The 20,403-nt window shown below is 62.7% G+C and carries 18 protein-coding genes; 9 read left to right on the top strand and 9 right to left on the bottom strand.

Annotated elements, in window-relative coordinates:
• The first annotated feature begins 25 nt into the window (after positions 1-25).
• Positions 26-1,651, top strand: a complete 1,626-nt coding sequence (locus tag JQS30_RS14795; RefSeq protein WP_213171011.1) for an acyl-CoA dehydrogenase family protein — start codon at positions 26-28, stop codon at positions 1,649-1,651.
• Between the two features lie 197 nt (positions 1,652-1,848).
• On the opposite strand, the gene JQS30_RS14790 is transcribed toward JQS30_RS14795, so the two are convergent.
• Positions 1,849-2,400 carry a TIGR03086 family metal-binding protein gene (locus JQS30_RS14790; protein ID WP_213171010.1) on the bottom strand — a complete coding sequence of 184 codons (552 nt, stop codon included), beginning with the start codon at positions 2,398-2,400 and terminating at the stop codon, positions 1,849-1,851.
• 528 nt (positions 2,401-2,928) lie between these two features.
• Complete coding sequence (locus JQS30_RS14785) at positions 2,929-3,498, bottom strand: TIGR03086 family metal-binding protein (RefSeq protein WP_213171009.1); 570 nt, start codon at positions 3,496-3,498, stop codon at positions 2,929-2,931.
• Between the two features lie 477 nt (positions 3,499-3,975).
• On the opposite strand from JQS30_RS14785, the gene JQS30_RS14780 reads away from it, so the two are divergent.
• Positions 3,976-4,401, top strand: a complete 426-nt coding sequence (locus JQS30_RS14780) for a phosphatase domain-containing protein (protein ID WP_213171008.1) — start codon at positions 3,976-3,978, stop codon at positions 4,399-4,401.
• Positions 4,402-4,554: 153 nt separating this feature from the next.
• Here the strand turns inward: JQS30_RS14780 and JQS30_RS14775 are convergent, their stop codons facing one another.
• Complete coding sequence (locus tag JQS30_RS14775; RefSeq protein WP_213171007.1) at positions 4,555-5,010, bottom strand: gamma-glutamylcyclotransferase family protein; 456 nt, start codon at positions 5,008-5,010, stop codon at positions 4,555-4,557.
• A 61-nt stretch (positions 5,011-5,071) separates the two neighbouring features.
• Between JQS30_RS14775 and JQS30_RS14770 the strand changes: the two genes are divergently transcribed.
• On the top strand, positions 5,072-6,484 hold the full coding sequence (locus tag JQS30_RS14770; RefSeq protein WP_213171006.1) for an NAD(P)H-quinone dehydrogenase: 1,413 nt from the start codon (positions 5,072-5,074) through the stop codon (positions 6,482-6,484).
• Between the two features lie 58 nt (positions 6,485-6,542).
• Here JQS30_RS14770 and JQS30_RS17890 read toward each other — a convergent pair whose 3' ends face one another.
• Both JQS30_RS17890 and JQS30_RS14760 read right to left on the bottom strand, forming a co-directional pair.
• Positions 6,543-7,061: an SRPBCC domain-containing protein gene (locus JQS30_RS17890; RefSeq protein ID WP_213171005.1), complete on the bottom strand. Its 519-nt coding sequence runs from the start codon at positions 7,059-7,061 to the stop codon at positions 6,543-6,545.
• A gap of 26 nt (positions 7,062-7,087) precedes the next feature.
• Positions 7,088-7,486 carry an ArsR/SmtB family transcription factor gene (locus JQS30_RS14760; RefSeq protein ID WP_213171004.1) on the bottom strand — a complete coding sequence of 133 codons (399 nt, stop codon included), beginning with the start codon at positions 7,484-7,486 and terminating at the stop codon, positions 7,088-7,090.
• A gap of 76 nt (positions 7,487-7,562) precedes the next feature.
• On the opposite strand from JQS30_RS14760, the gene JQS30_RS14755 reads away from it, so the two are divergent.
• Positions 7,563-8,093, top strand: a complete 531-nt coding sequence (locus JQS30_RS14755) for a DinB family protein (RefSeq protein WP_213171003.1) — start codon at positions 7,563-7,565, stop codon at positions 8,091-8,093.
• 13 nt (positions 8,094-8,106) lie between these two features.
• Here JQS30_RS14755 and JQS30_RS14750 read toward each other — a convergent pair whose 3' ends face one another.
• The 3 genes from JQS30_RS14750 to JQS30_RS14740 form a co-directional block, all read right to left on the bottom strand.
• Positions 8,107-9,543 carry a GuaB1 family IMP dehydrogenase-related protein gene (locus JQS30_RS14750; RefSeq protein ID WP_213171002.1) on the bottom strand — a complete coding sequence of 479 codons (1,437 nt, stop codon included), beginning with the start codon at positions 9,541-9,543 and terminating at the stop codon, positions 8,107-8,109.
• 236 nt (positions 9,544-9,779) lie between these two features.
• The gene (locus JQS30_RS14745; protein WP_213171001.1) at positions 9,780-11,534 is read right to left on the bottom strand and encodes an acetyl/propionyl/methylcrotonyl-CoA carboxylase subunit alpha; all 1,755 of its coding nucleotides are present in this window, start codon (positions 11,532-11,534) and stop codon (positions 9,780-9,782) included.
• A gap of 118 nt (positions 11,535-11,652) precedes the next feature.
• Positions 11,653-12,306: a PadR family transcriptional regulator gene (locus tag JQS30_RS14740; RefSeq protein WP_213171000.1), complete on the bottom strand. Its 654-nt coding sequence runs from the start codon at positions 12,304-12,306 to the stop codon at positions 11,653-11,655.
• 485 nt (positions 12,307-12,791) lie between these two features.
• Between JQS30_RS14740 and JQS30_RS14735 the strand changes: the two genes are divergently transcribed.
• The 5 genes from JQS30_RS14735 to JQS30_RS14715 all read left to right on the top strand — a co-directional run bounded on the left by JQS30_RS14735 (position 12,792) and on the right by JQS30_RS14715 (position 19,017).
• Positions 12,792-13,751 (top strand): ABC transporter ATP-binding protein, encoded by a 960-nt coding sequence (locus JQS30_RS14735; RefSeq protein WP_343076226.1) that lies wholly within the window; start codon positions 12,792-12,794, stop codon positions 13,749-13,751.
• A 154-nt stretch (positions 13,752-13,905) separates the two neighbouring features.
• Complete coding sequence (locus JQS30_RS14730; protein ID WP_213170998.1) at positions 13,906-14,667, top strand: ABC transporter permease; 762 nt, start codon at positions 13,906-13,908, stop codon at positions 14,665-14,667.
• 207 nt (positions 14,668-14,874) lie between these two features.
• The gene (locus JQS30_RS14725; RefSeq protein WP_213170997.1) at positions 14,875-16,458 is read left to right on the top strand and encodes an MFS transporter; all 1,584 of its coding nucleotides are present in this window, start codon (positions 14,875-14,877) and stop codon (positions 16,456-16,458) included.
• Positions 16,459-16,541: 83 nt separating this feature from the next.
• A complete protein-coding gene (locus JQS30_RS14720) occupies positions 16,542-16,799 on the top strand; it encodes a hypothetical protein (protein WP_213170996.1) in 258 nt (85 codons plus the stop codon).
• 94 nt (positions 16,800-16,893) lie between these two features.
• Positions 16,894-19,017 (top strand): heavy metal translocating P-type ATPase, encoded by a 2,124-nt coding sequence (locus tag JQS30_RS14715; RefSeq protein WP_213170995.1) that lies wholly within the window; start codon positions 16,894-16,896, stop codon positions 19,015-19,017.
• Here JQS30_RS14715 and JQS30_RS14710 read toward each other — a convergent pair.
• Positions 19,007-20,215 carry an MFS transporter gene (locus JQS30_RS14710; RefSeq protein ID WP_213170994.1) on the bottom strand — a complete coding sequence of 403 codons (1,209 nt, stop codon included), beginning with the start codon at positions 20,213-20,215 and terminating at the stop codon, positions 19,007-19,009. The genes JQS30_RS14715 and JQS30_RS14710 overlap by 11 nt on opposite strands.
• Positions 20,216-20,403 lie beyond the last annotated feature (188 nt).

Below are 20,403 nucleotides of genomic sequence, written 5' to 3'. Positions count from 1 at the left end.
GCCTCATCTTGCCTACGGTTGAGTAATGACCAATTCTGACAGTGGCAGAGGCCACAACGTCGTCAATCAGCCGCCTCCTCTGACTGGCCGCGACCTCCTGGCCGACAACCTTCCGCTCTCCGAAGCGCTGGAATGGAGCGGCTCGGGCTGGGCCGCTAGCCGCGCCCACCAACTTGGCACCATCCTGGGCAGCGCCGAAGCGGCTCGCAACGCCGATGAGGCCCACCGCGATCCTCCTCGCCTGCGTACCCATGACCGTTATGGCCACCGCCTCGACGAAGTCGAATTCAACCCGGCCTGGCACTACTTTATGGACATCGCCGTCTCGCACGGCCTGCACGCCTTGCCGTGGAGTAAACCTACGGAGGGCGCGCATGCGGCCCGGGCGGCTCAGTTCCTGCTGGCCGCGCAAGTTGAGCCCGGGCACGGCTGCCCGATCTCCATGACCTACGCGTCCATCCCCACCTTGCGCGCCAATCGGGATCTGGCCAAGGAGTGGGAGCCAGTCATCACGTCCAACACCTATGAGCCGCAGCTGCGGCCCGTCGCCCAGAAACACGGTGCGCTCATCGGCATGGCCATGACGGAAAAACAAGGCGGCTCCGACGTGCGGGCGAACACGACATTTGCGCAACGTGACGGTGAGGCTTGGCGTCTCACCGGCCATAAGTGGTTCTGTTCGGCACCTATGAATGACGCCTTCCTCGTTCTGGCGCAGGCGCCAGGCGGCCTTTCGTGCTTTCTGCTTCCCCGGGTGCTGCCGGACGGCGCGAAGAACGCGATGCAATTGCTGCGGCTGAAAGACAAGCTCGGCAACCGTTCCAACGCCTCGGCCGAAGTCGAGTTCGATGACGCCTGGGCTCAATTGGTCGGGGAGGAGGGGCGCGGAGTGCGAACCATCATCGAGATGGTCAATCACACTCGGCTCGATTGCGTCATCGCCTCGGCCGCCGGGATGCGGCAGAGCGTCGCGGAAGCGACCTGGCATGCCGCACATCGTTCCGCGTTCGGCCACCGGCTGATCGATCAGCCGCTCATGGCCTCGGTGCTGGCGGACTTGAGTGTGGAGTCCGAGGCCGCCACCTTCACCGCGATGCGTCTGGCAGCGGCCTACGACGACCCCAATCAACAGGCATTCCGCCGTCTGGCTACGGCGGTATCGAAGTATTGGGTTTGCAAGCGAGGCCCCGCGCACGCGGCGGAGGCGCTCGAATGCTTGGGCGGCAACGGATATGTGGAGGAAGCGCCGCTAGCCCGCCGCTATCGGGAGCAGCCGTTGATGTCCATATGGGAAGGGTCGGGCAATGTCATGTGTCTGGACGTGTTGCGCGCGTTGGTCACCGCCCCGGAGACCGCCGATGCCTTCCTTGACGAGGTCACGCAAGCATTGGGCGCCAACAAGTTCCTCGATGCCCACCTGGTCGGCTTGGGAGAGCGCATGCGTCGGCCCGAGATGAGCCAGGCCAGGCGGCTGAGCGAAGATCTGGCGTTGGCGTTGCAAGCCTCGCTATTGGTGCGGTACTCACCAGCGCCCGTGGCCGATGCGTTTTGCGCATCGCGGCTAGGGCCCCAACGGGGCCTGAACTATGGAGATCTGCCGCCGGGGTTGTCGCCCGAACTCATAGTCCAACGGCATCAGCCCCCGGTCTAGGCAGGCATAGGGACGACCACGCGCTGTCGTCCCAGGCAGTGCCACACGACCCCGTTTGATCCCGATGAACGCATCGCGTTCCATGTTCGAATTAGCTCACGTTGATCCGAAAGCTCACGCAACCACTGTTCGCGCTCAAGCGAGCCCTCCTATGGTCTTGGTGAGTCCCGCCCAACGTTGCCGCTGCGGCAGGTGCCCTATGGCGTCCATTCCGGGTTGCGGCCGGTGAGGCCGAGCAGCTTGTCAAACGTCTCAGCGTCCTCGGGCACGGGGTGCACTGACTGGAAGGCGCCGGTGGCACGGCCAAGGGCGGCCAAGTCACGGGTGAGTTCGTAAAGGACTTCCACCGAAGCCTGGTCGGGCCGATAGCTTTGCCCGGTGGCCTGCGCCAAGTCCCACCCGTGTACCAGCAGGTCTATCAGCGGCATCTTCACGAACACATGACGGGGGATTCCCGCCACGGCTTTGCCCTCGGCGCTGCGTGGGTCGGCAAGCGTGGCGGCGAGTTCCTTCGCGGTGTCCGCGTAGCGGGCCCGCCAGTCGCCGCCTTGGCCAATATGGTCCTGCGGTTGTGCCAAGGGGGCGATGTGCTCTCCGTTGACGCCCTTGTGCAGTTCGCCGGCAATGTGAAAAAGGTGATTGACCAAGCCACGGACGTCAAACTCGGCGCAAGGGGTCGGGTCGCTCAGTTGGGAATCGTCAATGCCGTTGACGACCGCCACGGTGTCATCGGCGACTTTATCGCACATGTCGTGCATGGTGAGAGCCCTTCTCGCCGTGGACGCGGCGGTGCTCAAGCGCCGGTAGCTGGCGCGACGGACAAGTTTCGCAGTCGGTGTCGGGTACACAGTGGGGAGGAGGCGGGGTAGACGAATATCGGGGAGGCTCGCTGCGGTCGAGAGATTTCCCCGCCGGGGCTGGGACGGTGGTCACATCACTAGGTGCGGATGAGAAACATATCAATCCGAATGGGGCGCAAAGGAAGGCGGGCGCGCCGAAAGCCACTTCCGGCCGCCCACATTGACTCCCACAGCTGCGAACCGATGCGGGAATGGGGCGCTGCCAGCGTGGGAGAAGGCGGAGGTGCTTGGCCATAGCTAGCGGGTAGGGGCAACATGCCGACGACGCCGCCAGATGCCACACCGCCCACCACCGCAGTAGGAAGAGGAATGAGACGTATGTAAGAGACACTTTCGACGTTCGTGTCGGCTCGGCTACCTTCGCCTTCTGCGGCCTAGGATTCGCACTCTTGCACAATCCTCGATCAACAAGCAGCCCTAAGGCCTCCAGTGAGGATCCCGCCCGGTAAAGGCCAGGAGCCGTGCAAACTCCGAGGCGTCCTGGGGGACCTCGACCGCTTCGGCGAATACCCCAAATTCACGACCGCCTGGCACGACCTCTTTCGAAAGCTGGTCCAGCAGGTCGACCGCAGGCGGATACGGGTGATACTCCTGGCCGGTGGCGCGGGCAAGGTCCCAAGAATGGATGACGAAGTCGAACAACGGAAGCAGCGCGGCCTGTGAACGGGGAAGCCCCAACAGAGGATCGCCCTGGAGAACGGCCGGATTCGAAAACGTGGCGCCGCACTTTTCGATCGCCTGGGTAAAACGATTCCGCCAGGTCTGTTCAGGGCTCATGAAATCCGGCGGCGTGTCGGTCATTTCCATGTCCTCGCCGGCGACCCCCTTTTCCATCAGATCGGTGACATAGAACAGGTGGTTGAGCAACTCTCGCACGGTGTACTCCGAACACGGGGTAGGCGCGGACAGTTGGTCGTCGGCCACCCCGTTCGCCACCGCGATGAGTCCTTCGCTGGCGTGGCTGTACTTGTCGGTGAGATCGTTCATCGGTTGACTCCTCGCAATGTGGTCGACTTGGATGGAGCAGCCCGGTGCCTTGATGCTCGGACGGTTCGAAGGCAGGTTGCGCGGGCACGTCTGTCGTGCCGCGCGGGCCATAGCGGTGACTTTCGGTCCCGTTGGCCCAGACCCATCCACGGCAGATAGGCCCGCATTCGGCTTCGGTGGGCCGTACTCCTCTATGCCGAGAATGCTAGATGCCGACTCTGACATTTGTGCGAAAAAACGCCTCACCGTGCGTTGATATTGGATGAAGAGTGGCTGCCTTCGCTCGGAGTGGCTGCGGATGGGCAGCCTGCTGCGTTTGAGGTTCCTCGGGGCGAGGGCCGACGGTGCGTATGGCCCTCTCGGCCGGCTAGACGATTGCTCGTAGGCTTTGCTTCGCCGTGCCCACCCATTGAGGTACCTACCCAGTGTCGAGGCGTGTAGGGGCCTCTAACCGTGATCCTGAGGATGGTGTTCTTCATGACCGACCCGCTACCCGATGCTGTCATTGTCGATATTGATGGCACGGTCGCGTTGCGCGCCGACCGCAGCCCCTACGATTGGTCTCGAGTCGGGGAGGACACCCCAAACCGGCCAGTCATCGCGGTGGTGGAGGCGCTGGCGGCGGCCGGGTACGCGATTGTGTGCGTGTCGGGACGCAGTGAGGTCTGCCGCCCGGCAACGGACTTTTGGCTACATGCGCACGTCAACGCTCAGATCAGCCAGCTCCATATGCGTGGCGACGGTGATAACAGAGCTGACGTTGAGGTGAAGCGGGAGATTTACCAGCGTAAAGTGCGGGGGCGTTTTCGGGTCGAGTGTGTGCTGGATGATCGAGACGCCATAGTCGCGATGTGGCGTGAGCTTGGGCTCACATGTTTGCAGGTGGCGCCGGGGGACTTTTGAGCCTGTCGGACAGCGTGGCCTATGGGGTGTGCTGAGTAGGGCGCGGGCGGGAAACGCCCCCTGGTCGGGCTCAGCGGTTTGTGGGCATGCGGGAAGCCAGGCTTGCTGATGTCACATCAGCGGGCGTGCGGACGTGAGGCACTGGGCGGAGATTTAGCCGTTTTCGTCGGGCGTGGTGGGACGCTTCAACAGCGACGCCACATAGTCCGACGGGGCACCCGCCTTTTCGGCCGCCTGTGCCAGCTCCTGGAGATACCAGGCGCTGGGTAGGCCGTCTTCAAATCCATCGAAGACGTACATCCATACCGCACGGTTGCCTTCGAGCGTGGCCGCTTGGGTCTGGATCTTTCGATACAGTCCCGAATTGCACCCTTCGAGGTCGTCCAGTACCGACTTGTCGAGCTGGTGTAGCTCGTACAAAGATACGAAGGTGCGTTCCCCGGGGGATTCCACGACGGTCGCGACCGCCGATTCCCACCCCAAATCAGCCCCGGCAAAGGTCAGTCTCCAGCCCTCTAGCCAACCAGTCCCGACCAAGGGTGATCGCGGACAGGTCGCCTGCATGCGAGCTGGGTCTAGATTCGAGCCATACGCGGCGTAAAGCAGCACATCATGACGATACCCTGAAAGCGGCCATTTATACAGCAGGCAATACCAAGAGAGGTCGCGCGTGACACGGGTAGCGATTATTGGCGGCGGACCGGCAGGCTACGAGGCGGCTCTTGTGGCGGCCCAGCTTGATGCCGAGGTCACCCTCATTGAGGAGACCGGAGTCGGCGGCGCTTGCGTTGTGTCCGACTGTGTCCCTTCCAAGACCTTCATTGCGTCCTCGAATGTTCTCACTGAGATTCATGAGGCGTCCGATCTGGGAGTGATGGTTGAGAAACCGCAGGTAGACGCGACCGTCTTGTACAACCGTGTGAAGCGATTGGCTCGGCAGCAATCCACTGACATCGCCGCGAAGGTTTTGGCGGCCGGGGTGACGGTGGTCGATGGCCGGGCCTCGTTGTGCGAGTCCATGCGCGATGCCGCCGATGCGACCGGATCGCACTTCACGCACCGCGTGTCGGTGCAGCCTTCCAGCGGCGATGGCTACACGATCGATGTCGACGTGGTGTTGTTGGCGACTGGTTCGACTCCGCGTGAGCTTCCCTCGGCCAAGCCCGATGGCGAACGCATTCTGACGTGGAGGCAAGTCTATGACCTCGATGAGCTGCCTGAACGGCTAGTCGTGGTCGGCTCGGGTGTCACCGGTGCCGAATTTGCCTCCGCGTACTTGGCGATGGGTTCGGAGGTGACGTTGATCTCCTCTCGTGAACATGTGATGCCGCATGAGGACGCCGACGCCGCACAAGCTATTGAGACCGTGTTCCAAAACCGGGGCATGGACATCCGTTCCCGTTCCCGCGCCGAGGCGGTGCGTCGCACCGACTCCGGAGTCGAGGTCGAGTTGACCGACGGCACGATCGTTCGTGGCAGCCACGCCCTCATTACGGTGGGGTCCATTCCCAACAGCCGCGATATGAATCTCGAAGCCGCCGGGGTTCACGTCAACGAATACGGTTACATCACCGTCGACAAGGTGTCGCGAACAAATCTGCCTGGCATTTACGCCGCCGGTGACGTCACCGGGGTGCAAGCCCTCGCCTCGGTCGCCGCGATGCAGGGGCGCATCGCCATGTGGCACGCCCTGGGCGAGGCAGTTCGGCCCCTCAAACTTTCGAATGTGGCCGCGAACGTCTTCACTGACCCGGAATTGGCCTCGGTGGGCGTCAGCCAAAAGGCAGTCGACGACGGAAAGCTTGACGCCACCGTTGTCATGCTGCCCTTGGCCAGCAACGCTAGGGCGAAGATGTCCGAACGCACCGAGGGTTTCGTCAAGCTCATCTGTCGGGCTGGCTCGGGGCTGGTAGCTGGCGGGGTGATCGTCGCGCCGCGTGCCAGCGAACTGATAACGCCCATCGCATTGGCTGTGGAGCAACGCCTCACGGTCGAGCAGGTGGCGCGCACCCTGACGATCTACCCCTCGCTCTCTGGTTCGATCGCGGAAGCGGCGCGGCAGCTGGTCGAGTACGAGAACTGATATCGGCCCGGTCAACCTGCCTAGTCGCCAACCGCTTCGTCATGACATTGCCGCGACGTCACAGTGAGTCGCCACGAGGCACCGTGGCCGGTGGCTTAGTGTTGGTCCGCTTGGGCCTGATACGCCGCGAAGTGAGTGTCGACGGATGACCAGGCCTCATCGAGTGGCTTGCCCGCGAGGCTGAGCTCAATCGTGTCGAGGATGGCGTGCCAGCCGGTGGCGAAGTCAACCGCGGTTCTCTTGGCAACTCCAGGTGCTCCACGGTCAATGTGCTGCCCGTGTCAGACGCAACTAGATGCCAGGTGACGTGGGAGGTCGCAGTGCCCTCCCAGTTCCACGAATGGACGATGGTGCCGCTGTCACCGGGCGCGGTGGCTTCGATGACTTCGCCCGTGGCCACGCCCTCTTCCCCGAAGTCGAACCGGAAATTGCCGCCGGTTTTGGTCTCCAATGTGCACCCAGGCATCCACGTCTCCAGCGCAACCGGGTTGGTGATGGCCTTCCAAACATCTGCGACCGAGTGGTTTAGCTGGCGTTGGAAGTGTGGCCGGAACGCTCCGTTCGGGTCGACTCCCAAAGTGCCGTAATGCGGGCCCAAATCGTTTATGACGAGCCCTTCTCCGTATGGGTTTCCTTCGTGATGGCTTCGGGCGAGTTGCGATCAGAGGTGGCTTGGTCGTCCAGGGCTTGTTCCAGCGCGTCCAACGTGCGGTTCCATCGTTGCCTTGGCGCCTCCAGCCAGTCGGAGACCTCCTCCAGCGCCTGGGGTCGTAGTGAGTAGAGGCGGCGTGTGCCCGCATGCCGCCGATGCAATACCTCTGCTTCAACCAGTACTTTTGGATGCTGCGAGGCAGCGGGCCGACTGATGGGGAATTGTTTGGCGATATCCCGGCCGAGAATGGCCCGGTGGCGACCAGCTCGTCGATATGGCGTCGCGTGGGATCGGCGACAGCTTCGAGTGTGTCCATGCCATACGGTGAGTGTCACCGGATGTGGAAGCATCGCCCGGCCACGGCATCGCGTCGATCGATGCCCAAATCGTCACCCTGTCGCCACCAAGAAGCCTTAGAGGAGAACCATGAGCGAACACAATTGGACGGCGCCGCAGGCCCAGCGCGTCGCCATCAACTTTTCCGGGGGCGAACGCGCTGTGCTGGAGAACATGCTCGACTGGCAGCGCGACACTCTCATGATGAAATGCGCCGGACTCAACGCCGCCGAACTCAAGCGAACCCCGCTCGACCACACCGGCATTTCCCTGCTGGGCCTCGTGCGACACCTAGCCGACGTGGAACTGTTTTGGTTTCGGTTCAACCTCGACGGCGAACAGGTACCCGGCTACTACCACACCATGGAACGACCAGATGCCTGCTTCGAAGGCGTCGCGCAGGCAGACGCGGGCACAGACTTCGCCAACTTCACCGAGTCGGTGACCATCTCCCGCCAGCGGGCCTCCGCCCACGAACTCGACGACCAGTTTCCGTTCCCCTTCGGAAAGGGAAACAGCACCTTGCGGTGGATCTATGTACACGTGATCCAGGAATACGCGCGCCACAATGGACACGCTGACCTACTGCGAGAGAAAATCGATGGCACCACAGGAGAGTAGAAACCCTCCGGCGCTACCAAGTCGACAACGGCGCGCCTTCGGTAAACCCGGCAGCTGACTGCACACCCACCGTCGCCCGCTCATGGAACTCCTCCAGATTCGACGCGCCAGCATAGGTTGCCGCGGAACGGACACCGGCGACGATCGAATCAAGCAGGTCCTCCACGCTAGGGCGCTGGCGATCCAGATACATGCGGGACGTGGAGATACCCTCCTCGAACAAGGCCTTTCGTGCCTGTTCGTATGGGGTGTCACCACTAGTGCGGAGCCGAACGGCGCGGGCGGAGGCCATGCCGAAATTCTCCTTGTACGGCTTACCGTCAGCATCGTGATTGAGGTCCCCAGGCGACTCATAGGTTCCCGCCAGCCACGAGCCGACCATGACGTTGGACGCCCCAGCCGCCAACGCCAGCGCCACATCGCGCGGATGGCGGATGCCGCCGTCAGCCCAGGCGTGTTTGCCGAGCTTGCGGGCCGTGGCCGCGCACTCCATGACCGCGGAGAACTGTGGGCGGCCCACGCCGGTCATCATGCGGGTGGTGCACATCGCGCCGGGGCCGACCCCTACCTTGACGATGTCGGCACCCGCTTTGACAAGTTCGCGCACCCCGTCGGTGGTGACAACGTTTCCCGCTGCGATCGGCACGTTTGGTGCCGCGCCGCGAACCAGCTTGAGGGCTTCCACCATGCGGTCTTGATGGCCGTGGGCGGTATCGACGACCAGCACGTCAGCCCCGGCCTCGACGAGGCGGCGGGCTTTGGTCTCAACGTCGCCGTTGATCCCGATGGCCACCGCGATGCGCAGTCGGTTCGCCGCGTCGGTGTTGGGCGTGTAGAGAGTGTTTCGCAGGGCACCTGAGCGGGTGAGTACGCCTTGCAGGCGACCGTTGGCGTCAATGACGGGAGCCAGGCGATGGTTGGCGGTGTCGAGGGTGTCGAAGGCTTCCTCGTCCTTCGTCCCCGCCTCGATCGTGGTGAGGTCGGTCGAGGCGACCTCGGACACCTGCGTGAATCGATCAACACCACTACAGTCGGCCTCGGTCACCACGCCCACGGGCCGATTCTCCTCGTCAATGACGACGACGGCCCCGTGGGAGCGTTTCGGGATGAGCGCTAGAGCGTCACCGACGGTCGAGGAGGGTCGCAGCGTGATCGCCGTATCGCATTCGAGCGGTCGTTGCTTGACCCAGGAGATGTTTTCGGCGACGACATCGAGTGGGATGTCCTGCGGAATCACGGCGATGCCGCCTCGACGAGCCAGGGTTTCGGCCATGCGTCGTCCCGAGACCGCGGTCATGTTCGCGGCCACGATCGGCACGGTGTTACCGGTCCCGTCCGACGTGCTCAAGTCGACCGCGAGACGCGACTTGACGGCGGATTTGTTGGGGACCATGAACACGTCCGCGTAGGTCAAGTCGTGTTCGGGTTGAACATCGTGGATGAATCGCATGGATAATCCCCAGTTCCGACGGCCATCGGCCGTGGTTGTCGTTCGGCTGCGGTGCCATTGTGCCCTACAGCGATGGCCTCTGGCGCGCTTGTCCCAAAGTGGGGAGCTTTGCACATAAAAGCAGCCTGGGGTGGTTACCGCCAGGCTGCTAGTCAAGCTCATGGGTTGGATCGTAGGGCTGCGTGTTGCGGCTCTACCAGCCAGTTCGCCGCACTTGCCCTAACGGGCGAGAGTGCTTAGTCGACGATTTGGCACAACGCCACTCCGGCCGAGACCACGTCTCCCACTGTGACGTTGAGATTGGTGACCGTGCCGGACTTGTGCGCTTCGATGGGCTGCTCCATCTTCATCGCTTCTAGCACCACAATTGTGTCACCGGCTTCGACCGATTGTCCATCGTCGGCGGCGACCTTCACGATCGTTCCTTGCATCGGCGAGGGCAGCGCGTCGCCGCCGACGGCCGCGCCGCCACCGGAGCCGCCCGTCTTCTTACGCTGACGGCGCTCTTTCTTCGCCGCTGGGGCAGGGGCTGCGGCGGCGAAACTGGCGGGCAGTTTGACTTCGATGCGTTTGCCGCCGACTTCGAGGACCACGTTGGTGTGTTCCTCAGCCTCCGGCGCGGCCACGGGAGTGACCTCGGTAGGCTCCACGCCCGCCCATTCGGTTTCGATCCAACGGGTGTAGACGCTGAAGGGCTCGGAGGTGAACGCCGGGTCCTTGACGATGGCGCGGTGGAAGGTGAGCGCGGTGGCTAGGCCCTCCACCTCCATCTCGCCCAGCGCGCGAGCGGAGCGGCGCAGCGCCTCTTCACGAGTGGCGCCGGTGATGATGACCTTGGCCAGCAAAGAGTCAAAGTTGCCGTCGACAACCGATCCCTCTTCGATGCCGGTGTCAACCCGGACACCCGGCCCTGAGGGCAGACGCAGTTTAGTGACCGTGCCGGGGGCGGGCAGGAAATTACGTCCGGGGTCTTCGCCGTTGATACGGAATTCGATCGAGTGGCCACGAGGCGTGGGGTCCTCGGTGAAGGCCAGCTTCTCGCCTGCGGCGATCCGGAACTGTTCGCGCACCAGGTCCAGCCCGGTGGTTTCTTCGGAAACCGGGTGTTCGACTTGGAGGCGGGTGTTGACTTCGAGGAAGGAGATGGTGCCGTCTTGGCCGACGAGGAATTCGACGGTACCGGCACCGTGGTAGTTGGCCTCCAGACAGATGGCCTTGGAGGAAGCGTGAATGCGTTCCCGCTGTTCATCAGTCAGAAACGGGGCGGGTGCTTCTTCGACTAGCTTTTGGTGACGACGCTGTAGCGAGCAGTCGCGGGTACCGACGACCACGACATTGCCGTGGGTGTCGGCCAGGACCTGAGCTTCCACGTGGCGGGGGCGGTCGAGGTAGCGCTCGACGAAACACTGCCCGTTGCCAAAGGCGGCCTCGGCCTCGCGTACAGCAGAGTCGTACAGGTCGGCGATCTCGCCCATTTCGCGGGCGACCTTGAGGCCACGTCCACCGCCGCCGAAGGCGGCTTTGATCGCTACGGGTAGCCCGTGCTCTTCGGCGAAGGCCTTGACTTCATCGGAGCCTGTGACGGGGTCCTTGGTGCCGGGTACGAGTGGCGCGCCCGCTCGGGCGGCGATGTGGCGGGCGGTGACCTTGTCGCCCAGATCGCGAATCGCCTGCGGGGTGGGTCCGATCCAAGTGAGTCCCGCGTCGATGACCGCTTGGGCGAAGTCGGCGTTTTCGCTGAGGAAGCCGTAGCCGGGGTGGACGGCGTCAACTTCGGCGCGCTGGGCGATGCTGATCAGCTTGTCGATGCGCAAGTAGGTGTCGACGGCGGTGAGACCGTCGAGGGCGTAGGCTTCGTCGGCCAGCAGGGAGTGCGGGGCATCGCGGTCGGAATCCGCGTACACGGCGACACTGGCGATGCCTGCATCATTGCAGGCGCGGATTACTCTGATTGCGATTTCGCCACGGTTGGCGATGAGCACCTTGCGCACTTTTTCCTCCTGAGGGTCCGGCCTGGAGTCTAATGGCCGCATCGGGTGAGTGGCACCACACAGGGTTACTGCAAGTGCCCAAAAGCCGACATTAGGGGACAAGGTTTGTAGCTAGTGGCTAGTTTCCCTTGTCGAATTTTTTCATTCTCTCTCGCCTGATGCTCTCACGCCATAGACGAGCCTCTTCCACGCTAGGGTCTGTTCCGATATCAAGCTCACCCGCTTCGATCCGCGCCGCCGTTTCGTCACACCAATCGGCGGCCACGGCCAATTGCTGGATCACTAGTCGCAGCATAGAGCGCACGTGTGGGGGTAGGTAATCCGAGCGGGACTTGTCGGATGTGGTGGAGCGAGCGGCGATATCGGCGGTGAGCGTATCCATCTGCGTCTGGAGGTACTCGGCGCGCCGTTGCAGGGCGGCGATGGCCTCGGAGTCGGCCAGGGCTGGGGCGAAGGCCCATACGACGCCGAAGTCGTGCATGTTGGTGTTTTCATCCCATAGCCGTTGGCGCAGGATCGAGTGAAATGTGGATTCTCCGGCCGCTGTGATGCGGTAGGTGGTGCGGGCCGGGCGGCCGGGGTCCTGCTCGGTGGAGTCGACCTCGAGCAGTCCTTCACCGGTGAGTTTCTTGAGTGCGTGGTAGATCGAGCCGGGCTTGATCTCGTGGAGGCCGGGGACGCTCCAGCTGGTCAGTTCTTGATGCACGTCGTAGCCGTGTATGGGCCCCAGCCACCGTACGAGGCCGAGAACGAAAAGTCGAGTGCTCCACATATGCCGCAGCTTACGTCAAGCTTGAGTAGCTTTCGCCAGTGTGGGAGGCGCGCTTATGCGGGTCCAGCTCTGCCACGCGATTACCGGTGTCTATATGCCTGTTTGGACTAGAGAATCTTAGTCAAATTTATCCATAAATGGTCTGTTGGTCGCGATTATCGGCGTGGGTGCGTTAGGTAGGGCGACCTGGCTGCCGCTGGGATTGATGTGATGGAAAAACAGCTGTCGTAGCTGAACAAAGAGCTATCAGTGTCCAGCTGGCTGCCTGCGTGCCCGTGTTCCCATCGGCGCGCCAGTGGTAAATGGGTTGCGGGTAAAGGCAGCGCTCCGCTATAGTCAACGTTGACTATGATGGTGGTCGTGTATGCCGTACCCAACGGATGTACTTGTGTCTTTGCTCGAAACGCTCCAGGCAGGCCATGGCACTGCACGGCATCACCGCCCAACACCCACCAACAGAATCGTTCACCCTTGAGGTTTCCATGTTGATCCAGACCAAAGGTCTAAAAAAGACCTTCACCACCCGCGGTAAGAGTGTCGAGGCCGTTCGCGGCGTCGATCTGTCAGTCAAGGAAGGCGAGATCTTCGGCCTACTTGGCACCAACGGCGCCGGAAAAACCACGACGCTGCGGATGCTGGCCACTTTGATCGAGCCCTCCGCAGGCGAAGCGACCGTATGCGGACACGATCTACTCGCCGCACCCGCTAAAGTGCGGCAATCCATCGGCTACGTCGGCCAAGCAGGCGGCACCTGGGGCGAGGTCAGCGCCCGAGCCGAGCTCGTCCACCAGGGGCGCCTCTACGGCATGCGTAAAAAAGACGCCGCCCAGCGAGCCGGGGAGGTCCTCCAGGCCTTCCAACTGGCTGACTTCGCCGATCGGCCTTCGAAGACCTACTCGGGTGGTCAGCGCCGTCGGCTCGACATCGCGCTGGGCATCATGCATGAGCCGCAGTTGCTGTTCCTGGACGAACCGACAACCGGGCTTGACCCGCAATCGCGCGCCCACATGTGGGAGGAAGTACGCAGGCTCCGGGATTGGGGTACGTCCGTCGTCCTCACCACGCACTATCTGGACGAGGCCGACGCCCTATGCGACCGCCTGGTGATTGTGGACGAAGGGGCGGTCGTGATCGAAGGCACCCCTGCCCAGCTCAAACAAGAGGTCTCGGGCGACCTCGTCCTTATTGGAGTCAATGGCGATGCGCCCCGAGCCGAAGAACTATTGCGGCAGCGCTCCTTTGTGCGAGAAATCGAATCAAGTGAACCTGATCCCGCCGGCATCGTCACGCTGCGGCTCTATGTGGACGAGGGGGGCTCCGCAGTCCCGCTCTTGCTGCGTGAACTCGACGCCGCCGACATTTCCCCGATTTCGATCGAGTTGCATCGCCCCAGCTTGGATGACGTTTTCTTGAAGCAGACCGGCCGGTCCCTCCGCGACGAGTAGTCGCGCCGATTCCCTGGTGCGGTCTCTCTTTTGCCCAGGGGGCGAACGTCGAGTTGCCCCATGCGTCATGTTTCGCATCGCGAGGCCAGAAGACGAACCGCGCTCTTTCACCTGCGCCTCTAGAGGAAGCGCAGCAACTCAGGAGTAACACCCAATGAAATTCTTCCGCGACACTTATTTGGTCTTCGAGCGGCGAATCCTCTTGCAAATCAAACAGCCCATATGGCTGTTCGTCATGCTCATCCAACCGCTGTATTACCTCGTCCTCTTCGGGCCCCTGCTGAACGGCATGCAGGACATGCCCGGTTTCGAACGCGGCGTCATGGAGACATTCCTCCCAGGTCTGCTCATCATGATGGCGCTATTTGGTTCCATCTCCGTGGGGTTTGCGCTCATAGCCGAGCTGCGCGAAGGCGTCATCGAACGGATGCGGGTCACGCCCGTATCCCGCTTCGCGCTCCTCTTGGGGCGTTGTGGATCGATCGTGGTTGGCATGATCTTCCAAGTGGCCCTGTTGATCTTGCTCAGTGTTCCGTTGGCTGGCACCACCATCTACTGGGAAGGTCTCTTTATGCTCATGGGCCTGGTCGTCCTGATCACGATCATGCTCTCGGCGATTTCCTACGGCCTTGCCTTGATGACAAAGAGCGAAGATGCGCTCGCTCCGCTATTGAACACAGTGACGCAGCCGGTGATTTTGTTGTCGGGCATCATGTTGCCCATGGCATTGGCCCCGGGCTGGTTGCAGACGCTTGCCGCCTTCAACCCGTTCGCCTACGCGGTCAACGCGGCCCGGGCCCTTTTCGTTGGCAGCTATGACGACCCAGTCGTCTGGCAGGCCGGAGTGATCCTTGGGGCATTCACGCTGCTGATGGTGGTTTGGTCTGGCCGCCGTTTCGCCCGCGCAGTCGCCTAAGGAACCTTCGACAGCCCTTCATCCGCAATTGAATGAGGCATATCAGCGCCGCCGCCCTCCGTCTGGGCGGCGGCGCTGATATGCCTGGGGCCCTTGCGTCATATACCCATAGGGGGTATAAATGAATTCGCCATTACCCCCCAGGGGTATATCTCAATTGAGGAGAAACAATGACTTACCGACGGTGTGAAACCGAGGTGGCACCTGATGTCTGATGTGAATCTGGCGACCGGCCACACAGCGGGGCGACGTGAATGGATGGGGCTCGCTCTACTGATACTTCCCTCGATGCTCCTGTTCATGATGCTCACGATCCTGTTTCTGGCCGCACCCCATATGGCCGCAGACCTGCACCCGAGCAGCACCCAGTTGCTGTGGATTCTCGACATTTACGGGTTTCTCATGGCTGGCTTCCTAGTCGCCATGGGCGTACTGGGCGACAAAGTGGGGCGACGGATGCTGCTCATGGCGGGGGCGGCGGTGTTCGGACTGGTGTCAGTCCTCGCCGCCTTCACCAACGACCCGTCGATGATGATCCTGTGGCGGGCCGTGCTCGGTATTGCCGCCGCAGCCCAAATGCCCGCGACCCTCGGGCTGATCTTCGCTATGTTCAATGACGTCAAGCAGCGCGGTGTCGCCATCGGGCTTTGGGCGGCGGGTATTTCGGCCGGAGTTGCACTCGGGCCATTGCTCAGCGGCGTATTGCTGGAGTTGTTTTCATGGCGCTCGACGTTCCTGGTGGCCGTTCCAGTAATGGCGCTGGTCTTTATCGCCGCGCCGCTGTTGCTGCCTGAACATAGGGATCCGAACGCGGGAAAACTTGACGTTATGAGCGCCGCAATTTTGCTGGCGACTTTGCTACCCGCAATCTATGGCGTTAAACGCCTAGCTGGGGACGGTTCGGTAGCGATAGCTGCTGCGGCGATCGCCATGGGGGTGGCCTTCGGGATTTGGTTCGTGGCCCGCCAGCTGCGGCTGCCAGCGCCCTTGCTGGATGTGCGACTGTTCGCCAACCCCACCGTTAGCGGGGCCCTGAGTGTGTTCATCCTGTCGGCGGCAGCCCTGGGAGGGGTCTATTTCCTGCTCACACAGCACTTGCAGCTTGTTATGGGCTTGTCGCCGCTTCAGACTGGGCTGGCGATATTGCCAGCGGCGCTTCTGCTCATCGTGGTGGCGGTGTCTTCGCCCATGCTGGCGCGGCGAGTCCGGCCCGGAAATGTGATCGCTACGGGCTTGGCCGTCCAAGTCATTGGCTATCTGTTGTTGACGCAAGTGAACAGCACCTCTGGGCTGCCGCTGGTTCTAGCAGGCTTCATCATTCTCTATCCGGCCGTGGCCCCGTCGATGGCATTGACGACTGATCTTGTGGTCGGATCAGTGAAGCCAGAGAAGGCAGGCGCTGCTTCTGGCCTCGCCACAACCGCGAACGACCTAGGCATTTCGTTGGGTGTCGCCGTCGTGGGCAGCATAGGTGTCGCGGCCTATCGCTCCGAGATAGCCGACACGCTTCCCTCTGAGACGCCGGCCCAAGTGCGGGCCGCAGCGGAAGACAGCCTCGACGGTGCCATCGCCGGGGCTGGGCAAGTGTCGGCAGACATCAGCGTCTCGCTGCTGGAAGCAGCTCGGGCCGCCTTTGCTAGTGGTCTTAATGTGGCCTCGGCGGTGGCCGCTGGTATCGCCGTCGTGGCATCGATCATCGCTGCCACGCGCTTGCGGCATATCCCCCCGACGGGGAGTGTGGCACGAGAGGAAACTGAACTCACTTCGGCACCTGGCAACCAGAATTCTTAGCCGAGCCCCTTGTCGGTAATACCCACATGGGGTATACAGGTCTTAAGGATACCCCTAGTGGGTATATGGAGGAGGAATAACTTATGGCATCACACGAACCCGACCAACCAGCCCCCAGCGGCTGCCACCACCCGTCGGCCGAAACGCTGGCCGCCACCAAGGCCGAGGACATCGTCGACTGCCCGGTCATGCCCGGCAGCACCGTCATCAAAAGCGAAGCCGAAGCAGCAGGCCTCTACCGCGACTACCTGGGACAGCGGTACTGGCTGTGCTGCGAAACCTGCGGCCCAATGTTCGACGAAGACCCCGCCGCCTACGCCACTGTTGGCTTAACCCACTAGCCCGTGGCGGACAACCAGGGTTCGCCACGGGCCACAAACACCGAAACCACCACCAGCGCTCAACCGATCCGTACGATCGAACGGGGGAGTACCTATGGAGCAGCCACACCACCACGACTCAGCGCGCTCGGGCCCGGGTCTGGCCCAGCACGCCAGTCACCTCGACCCCGACCAGGGGCACAGCGCCCCGGACGACCAGCCCGGCGCCTCCCACTCCCACCACGACCACGCACAAGGCGGACACGGAGACCACGTAGGACAGTTTCGCCGCCTCTTTTGGATCATGCTGGCCCTGGGCATACCCGTGGTCATATTCAACGACATGTTCGCCATGCTCCTGGGCTACCAACTTCCCGACCTGGCCTGGGTGCCCTGGGTCTCGCCCCTGCTAGGCACCGTCGTCTACCTCTGGGGCGGTCAGCCATTCCTCACCGGGGCGATCGGAGAGATCAAGAACCGCGCACCAGGCATGATGCTGCTCATCGGCCTAGCCATCACCGTCGCCTTCGTCGCCTCATGGGGAGCCAGCCTCAAAATCCTCGATGGGCAACTGAACTTCTGGTGGGAACTGGCGCTACTAGTGATCATCATGCTGCTGGGCCACTGGATCGAAATGCGTTCGCTCGCCCGAACCACCTCGGCACTCGACTCCCTGGCGGCACTACTGCCCGACGAAGCCGAACGGGTCGAAGGAAGCCACATCGTCACCATCTCTCCGGCAGACATCCAGCTCGGTGACGTCATCGTCGTGCGTCCGGGTGGAACGGTGCCCGCCGACGGCCGCATTATCGACGGCTCGGCCAGCATGGACGAATCGATGGTCACCGGCGAGTCGCGCCCAGTGCGCCGCGATGTCGGCGACCACGTGGTAGCCGGGACCGTCGCGGCAGACTCTGGCGTTCGCGTGGAAGTGACCGCGATCGGCGACGACACGGCGCTGGCAGGGATTCAGCGTCTCGTCACCGACGCTCAAAACTCCTCTTCGCGAGCGCAAAGGCTAGCCGACATCGCAGCCGGATGGTTGTTCTGGTTCGCGCTGAGTGCCGCCGCCATCACCGCCGTGATCTGGACGGTATTGGGAGTGCCCGATGCCGCCGTAGTTCGCACCATCACCGTGCTCGTAATCGCCTGCCCGCACGCGCTGGGGCTCGCGATTCCCTTGGTCGTCTCCATTGCCACCGAACGCGCCGCCCGCGGCGGAATCCTGGTCAAGGACCGCCTCGCGCTGGAGCGCATGCGTACCGTCGACACGGTACTTTTCGACAAGACAGGCACGCTCACCAAAGGTGAACCAACCGTGACTGCCATTGAGACCGTGGGCGACTGGCGAGAGGACGACGTTCTCACCCTTGCCGCAGCGGCCGAAATGGACAGTGAACACCCGCTGGCCGTCGCGATCGTCAAAGCCGCTCGAGGCCGTGGCCTGTCCATACCCGCCGCCACCGACTTCACGTCCGCCCCAGCCGTTGGAGTCACGGCAACCGTTGCTGGGCAACAAGTTCGCGTCGGCGGGCCCTACCTATTGGAAGAGCAAGGCCAATCTGAACTGGCGATTGCCCAACAGTGGCGATCTGACGGGGCGATCATCCTGCACGTCCTTGCCGATGGGGAGCTTATCGCGGCTGTGAAACTCGCCGATGAGATCCGGCCCGAATCGCAAGCGGCAGTCTCGGCATTGCATGAGCGAGGCGTCCAGGTTGTCATGATCACCGGTGACGCCGAAGCCGTTGCCCAGTCTGTCGCCGCGCAGTTGGGCATTGACCGCGTGTTCGCCCGAGTGCGCCCCGAGGACAAGTCCGGAAAGGTCAAGGAACTTCAAGAGGAGAAACGAAAGGTCGCCATGGTCGGCGACGGCGTCAATGACGCGCCCGCACTCGCGCAAGCTGACGTCGGCATCGCCATTGGCGCGGGAACCGACGTGGCGATTGCCTCCGCCGGAGTCATTCTCGCCAGCGACGATCCACGGTCGGTCCTGTCGGTCATCGAGCTCTCGCGCGCCAGCTACCGAAAGATGAAACAGAACCTATGGTGGGCCGCCGGGTACAACCTGGTGTCGGTGCCGCTGGCAGCGGGAGCGCTGGCGTCGGTGGGTTTTGTGCTGCCCATGTCGATCGGGGCCATGCTGATGTCGGCATCGACCATCGTGGTGGCGCTGAACGCGCAGCTGCTGCGGCGGCTCGACCTTTCCCCGGACAGGAGCGCTCGTATCAGCCCTTGAGCTGTGCCTCGGCAGTGACTTCCGAGGTGGCTGGAGCGGCACCCAGCGGTGGTTTATCGCGGTGGGCCCAGGCGACACCGACCGATAGCAGCAGTCCCGTCAGGGCCAAAGCGGTGCCCACCAGGATCGGGGAAGCTAGCCCGAACCCGAGGCTGATGGCCATGCCACCCAGCCACGCGCCGTGAGCGTTGGCGAGGTTGAACGCCGAGTGGTGCAAGGCCGAGGCCAGCGACGGTGCTTCGTGTGCGGCGTCGAGGAGGAGCCGTTGCAGAATCGGGCTGATCATTCCGGCCGTGTTGGCCATGATGTACGCCGCGACGACGGCGGCCACGGGGGTTTCGACGCTGAAATACATCGCCGTCAGGGCGACCGCGAGGCTGCTAAAGGCGACGTATAGGCCCTTTTGCGGATATAGGTCGGCCACATGCCCGCCAATGAAGTTTCCGGCGGTGAATCCGATGCCGGTCAGCGCGAGAATGAACGCCACGGTCGTGGGCCGGAAGCCGGTGACGTCGGTCAGGATCGGCGTGATGTAGGCGTAGCAGGCGAACAGGCCACCAAACCCGATTGTTCCGGTCAACAGTGTCATGACGACCCGACGGTTTCCCAACGCTCTGACTTCGGCCTGCGGGCTGGTCGGGGCAATCAGGTCAGCCTGATTGGGGACGGTGCGATGGATGGCGATCATGGTGATCAGGCCGATCGCGGTGACGATGAGGAAGGTAAAGCGCCAGCTGGTCTGCTGGGCTACGAGCGTCCCGAGCGGAACGCCGAATACGGTGGCCAGGGTCAGGCCGGACATGATCACGGCTATGGCGCGGGCGCGGCGGTCGAAGGAGACCATCCCCGCCCCGACAACGGCGGCGGCGCCGAAGTAGGCCCCGTGCGGCAGGCCGGAGAGGAAACGTGAGCCCAGCAACGTCCAGTAGTCGGGTGCGATCACCGACAACATGTTGGCGGCGGTAAAGCAGCCCATGAGGATGAGTAGGAACTTTTTGCGTTCCATTTTGGTGGCGACCATGGTGATCATGGGCGCGCCAACCACGACCCCCAGGGCGTAGGCGGAGATGAGCAACCCGGCGCTGGGCAGGGAGACATCGAGGGATTCGGCGACGTTGGGGAGGATGCCCATGACGACGAATTCGGTCATCCCGATGCCGAAGGCACCGATGGCGAGGACGATCAGCGGCAAGGGCATGTCGCTCCCGAAATGTTGGCGTGGCAATGCGAGACCGGCGACGATGCCAACCTCGTGTGACTCCAGGTCGGGCTGTAATCCGTTTCCGAGGTGAACGGTTGATCCAACCGCTGGAGGCGATGCCTACGAAATACGAAGTCCACATGCTGCCCGAGTCGATGGACGAGACTTCTCCACGGTATGACTTC

The sequence above is a fragment of the Natronoglycomyces albus genome (genome assembly GCF_016925535.1).
GTDB classification, from domain to species: Bacteria; Actinomycetota; Actinomycetes; order Mycobacteriales; family Micromonosporaceae; genus Natronoglycomyces; species Natronoglycomyces albus.
Note: the sequence above shows the minus strand (reverse complement) of the source record. Positions and strands in the feature narration are given on the sequence as shown.

Coding starts and splice junctions, on each gene's coding strand:
- JQS30_RS14755 (WP_213171003.1), top strand. CDS start 7,563: ATGAGCGAACACAATTGGACGGCGCCGCAGGCCCAGCGCGTCGCCATC.
- JQS30_RS14730 (WP_213170998.1), top strand. CDS start 13,906: ATGAAATTCTTCCGCGACACTTATTTGGTCTTCGAGCGGCGAATCCTC.
- JQS30_RS14785 (WP_213171009.1), bottom strand. CDS start 3,498: ATGAACGATCTCACCGACAAGTACAGCCACGCCAGCGAAGGACTCATC.
- JQS30_RS14750 (WP_213171002.1), bottom strand. CDS start 9,543: ATGCGATTCATCCACGATGTTCAACCCGAACACGACTTGACCTACGCG.
- JQS30_RS14790 (WP_213171010.1), bottom strand. CDS start 2,400: ATGTGCGATAAAGTCGCCGATGACACCGTGGCGGTCGTCAACGGCATT.
- JQS30_RS14715 (WP_213170995.1), top strand. CDS start 16,894: ATGGAGCAGCCACACCACCACGACTCAGCGCGCTCGGGCCCGGGTCTG.
- JQS30_RS14740 (WP_213171000.1), bottom strand. CDS start 12,306: ATGTGGAGCACTCGACTTTTCGTTCTCGGCCTCGTACGGTGGCTGGGG.
- JQS30_RS14760 (WP_213171004.1), bottom strand. CDS start 7,486: ATGCTTCCACATCCGGTGACACTCACCGTATGGCATGGACACACTCGA.
- JQS30_RS14725 (WP_213170997.1), top strand. CDS start 14,875: ATGTCTGATGTGAATCTGGCGACCGGCCACACAGCGGGGCGACGTGAA.
- JQS30_RS14710 (WP_213170994.1), bottom strand. CDS start 20,215: ATGCCCTTGCCGCTGATCGTCCTCGCCATCGGTGCCTTCGGCATCGGG.
- JQS30_RS14720 (WP_213170996.1), top strand. CDS start 16,542: ATGGCATCACACGAACCCGACCAACCAGCCCCCAGCGGCTGCCACCAC.
- JQS30_RS14780 (WP_213171008.1), top strand. CDS start 3,976: ATGACCGACCCGCTACCCGATGCTGTCATTGTCGATATTGATGGCACG.
- JQS30_RS14795 (WP_213171011.1), top strand. CDS start 26: ATGACCAATTCTGACAGTGGCAGAGGCCACAACGTCGTCAATCAGCCG.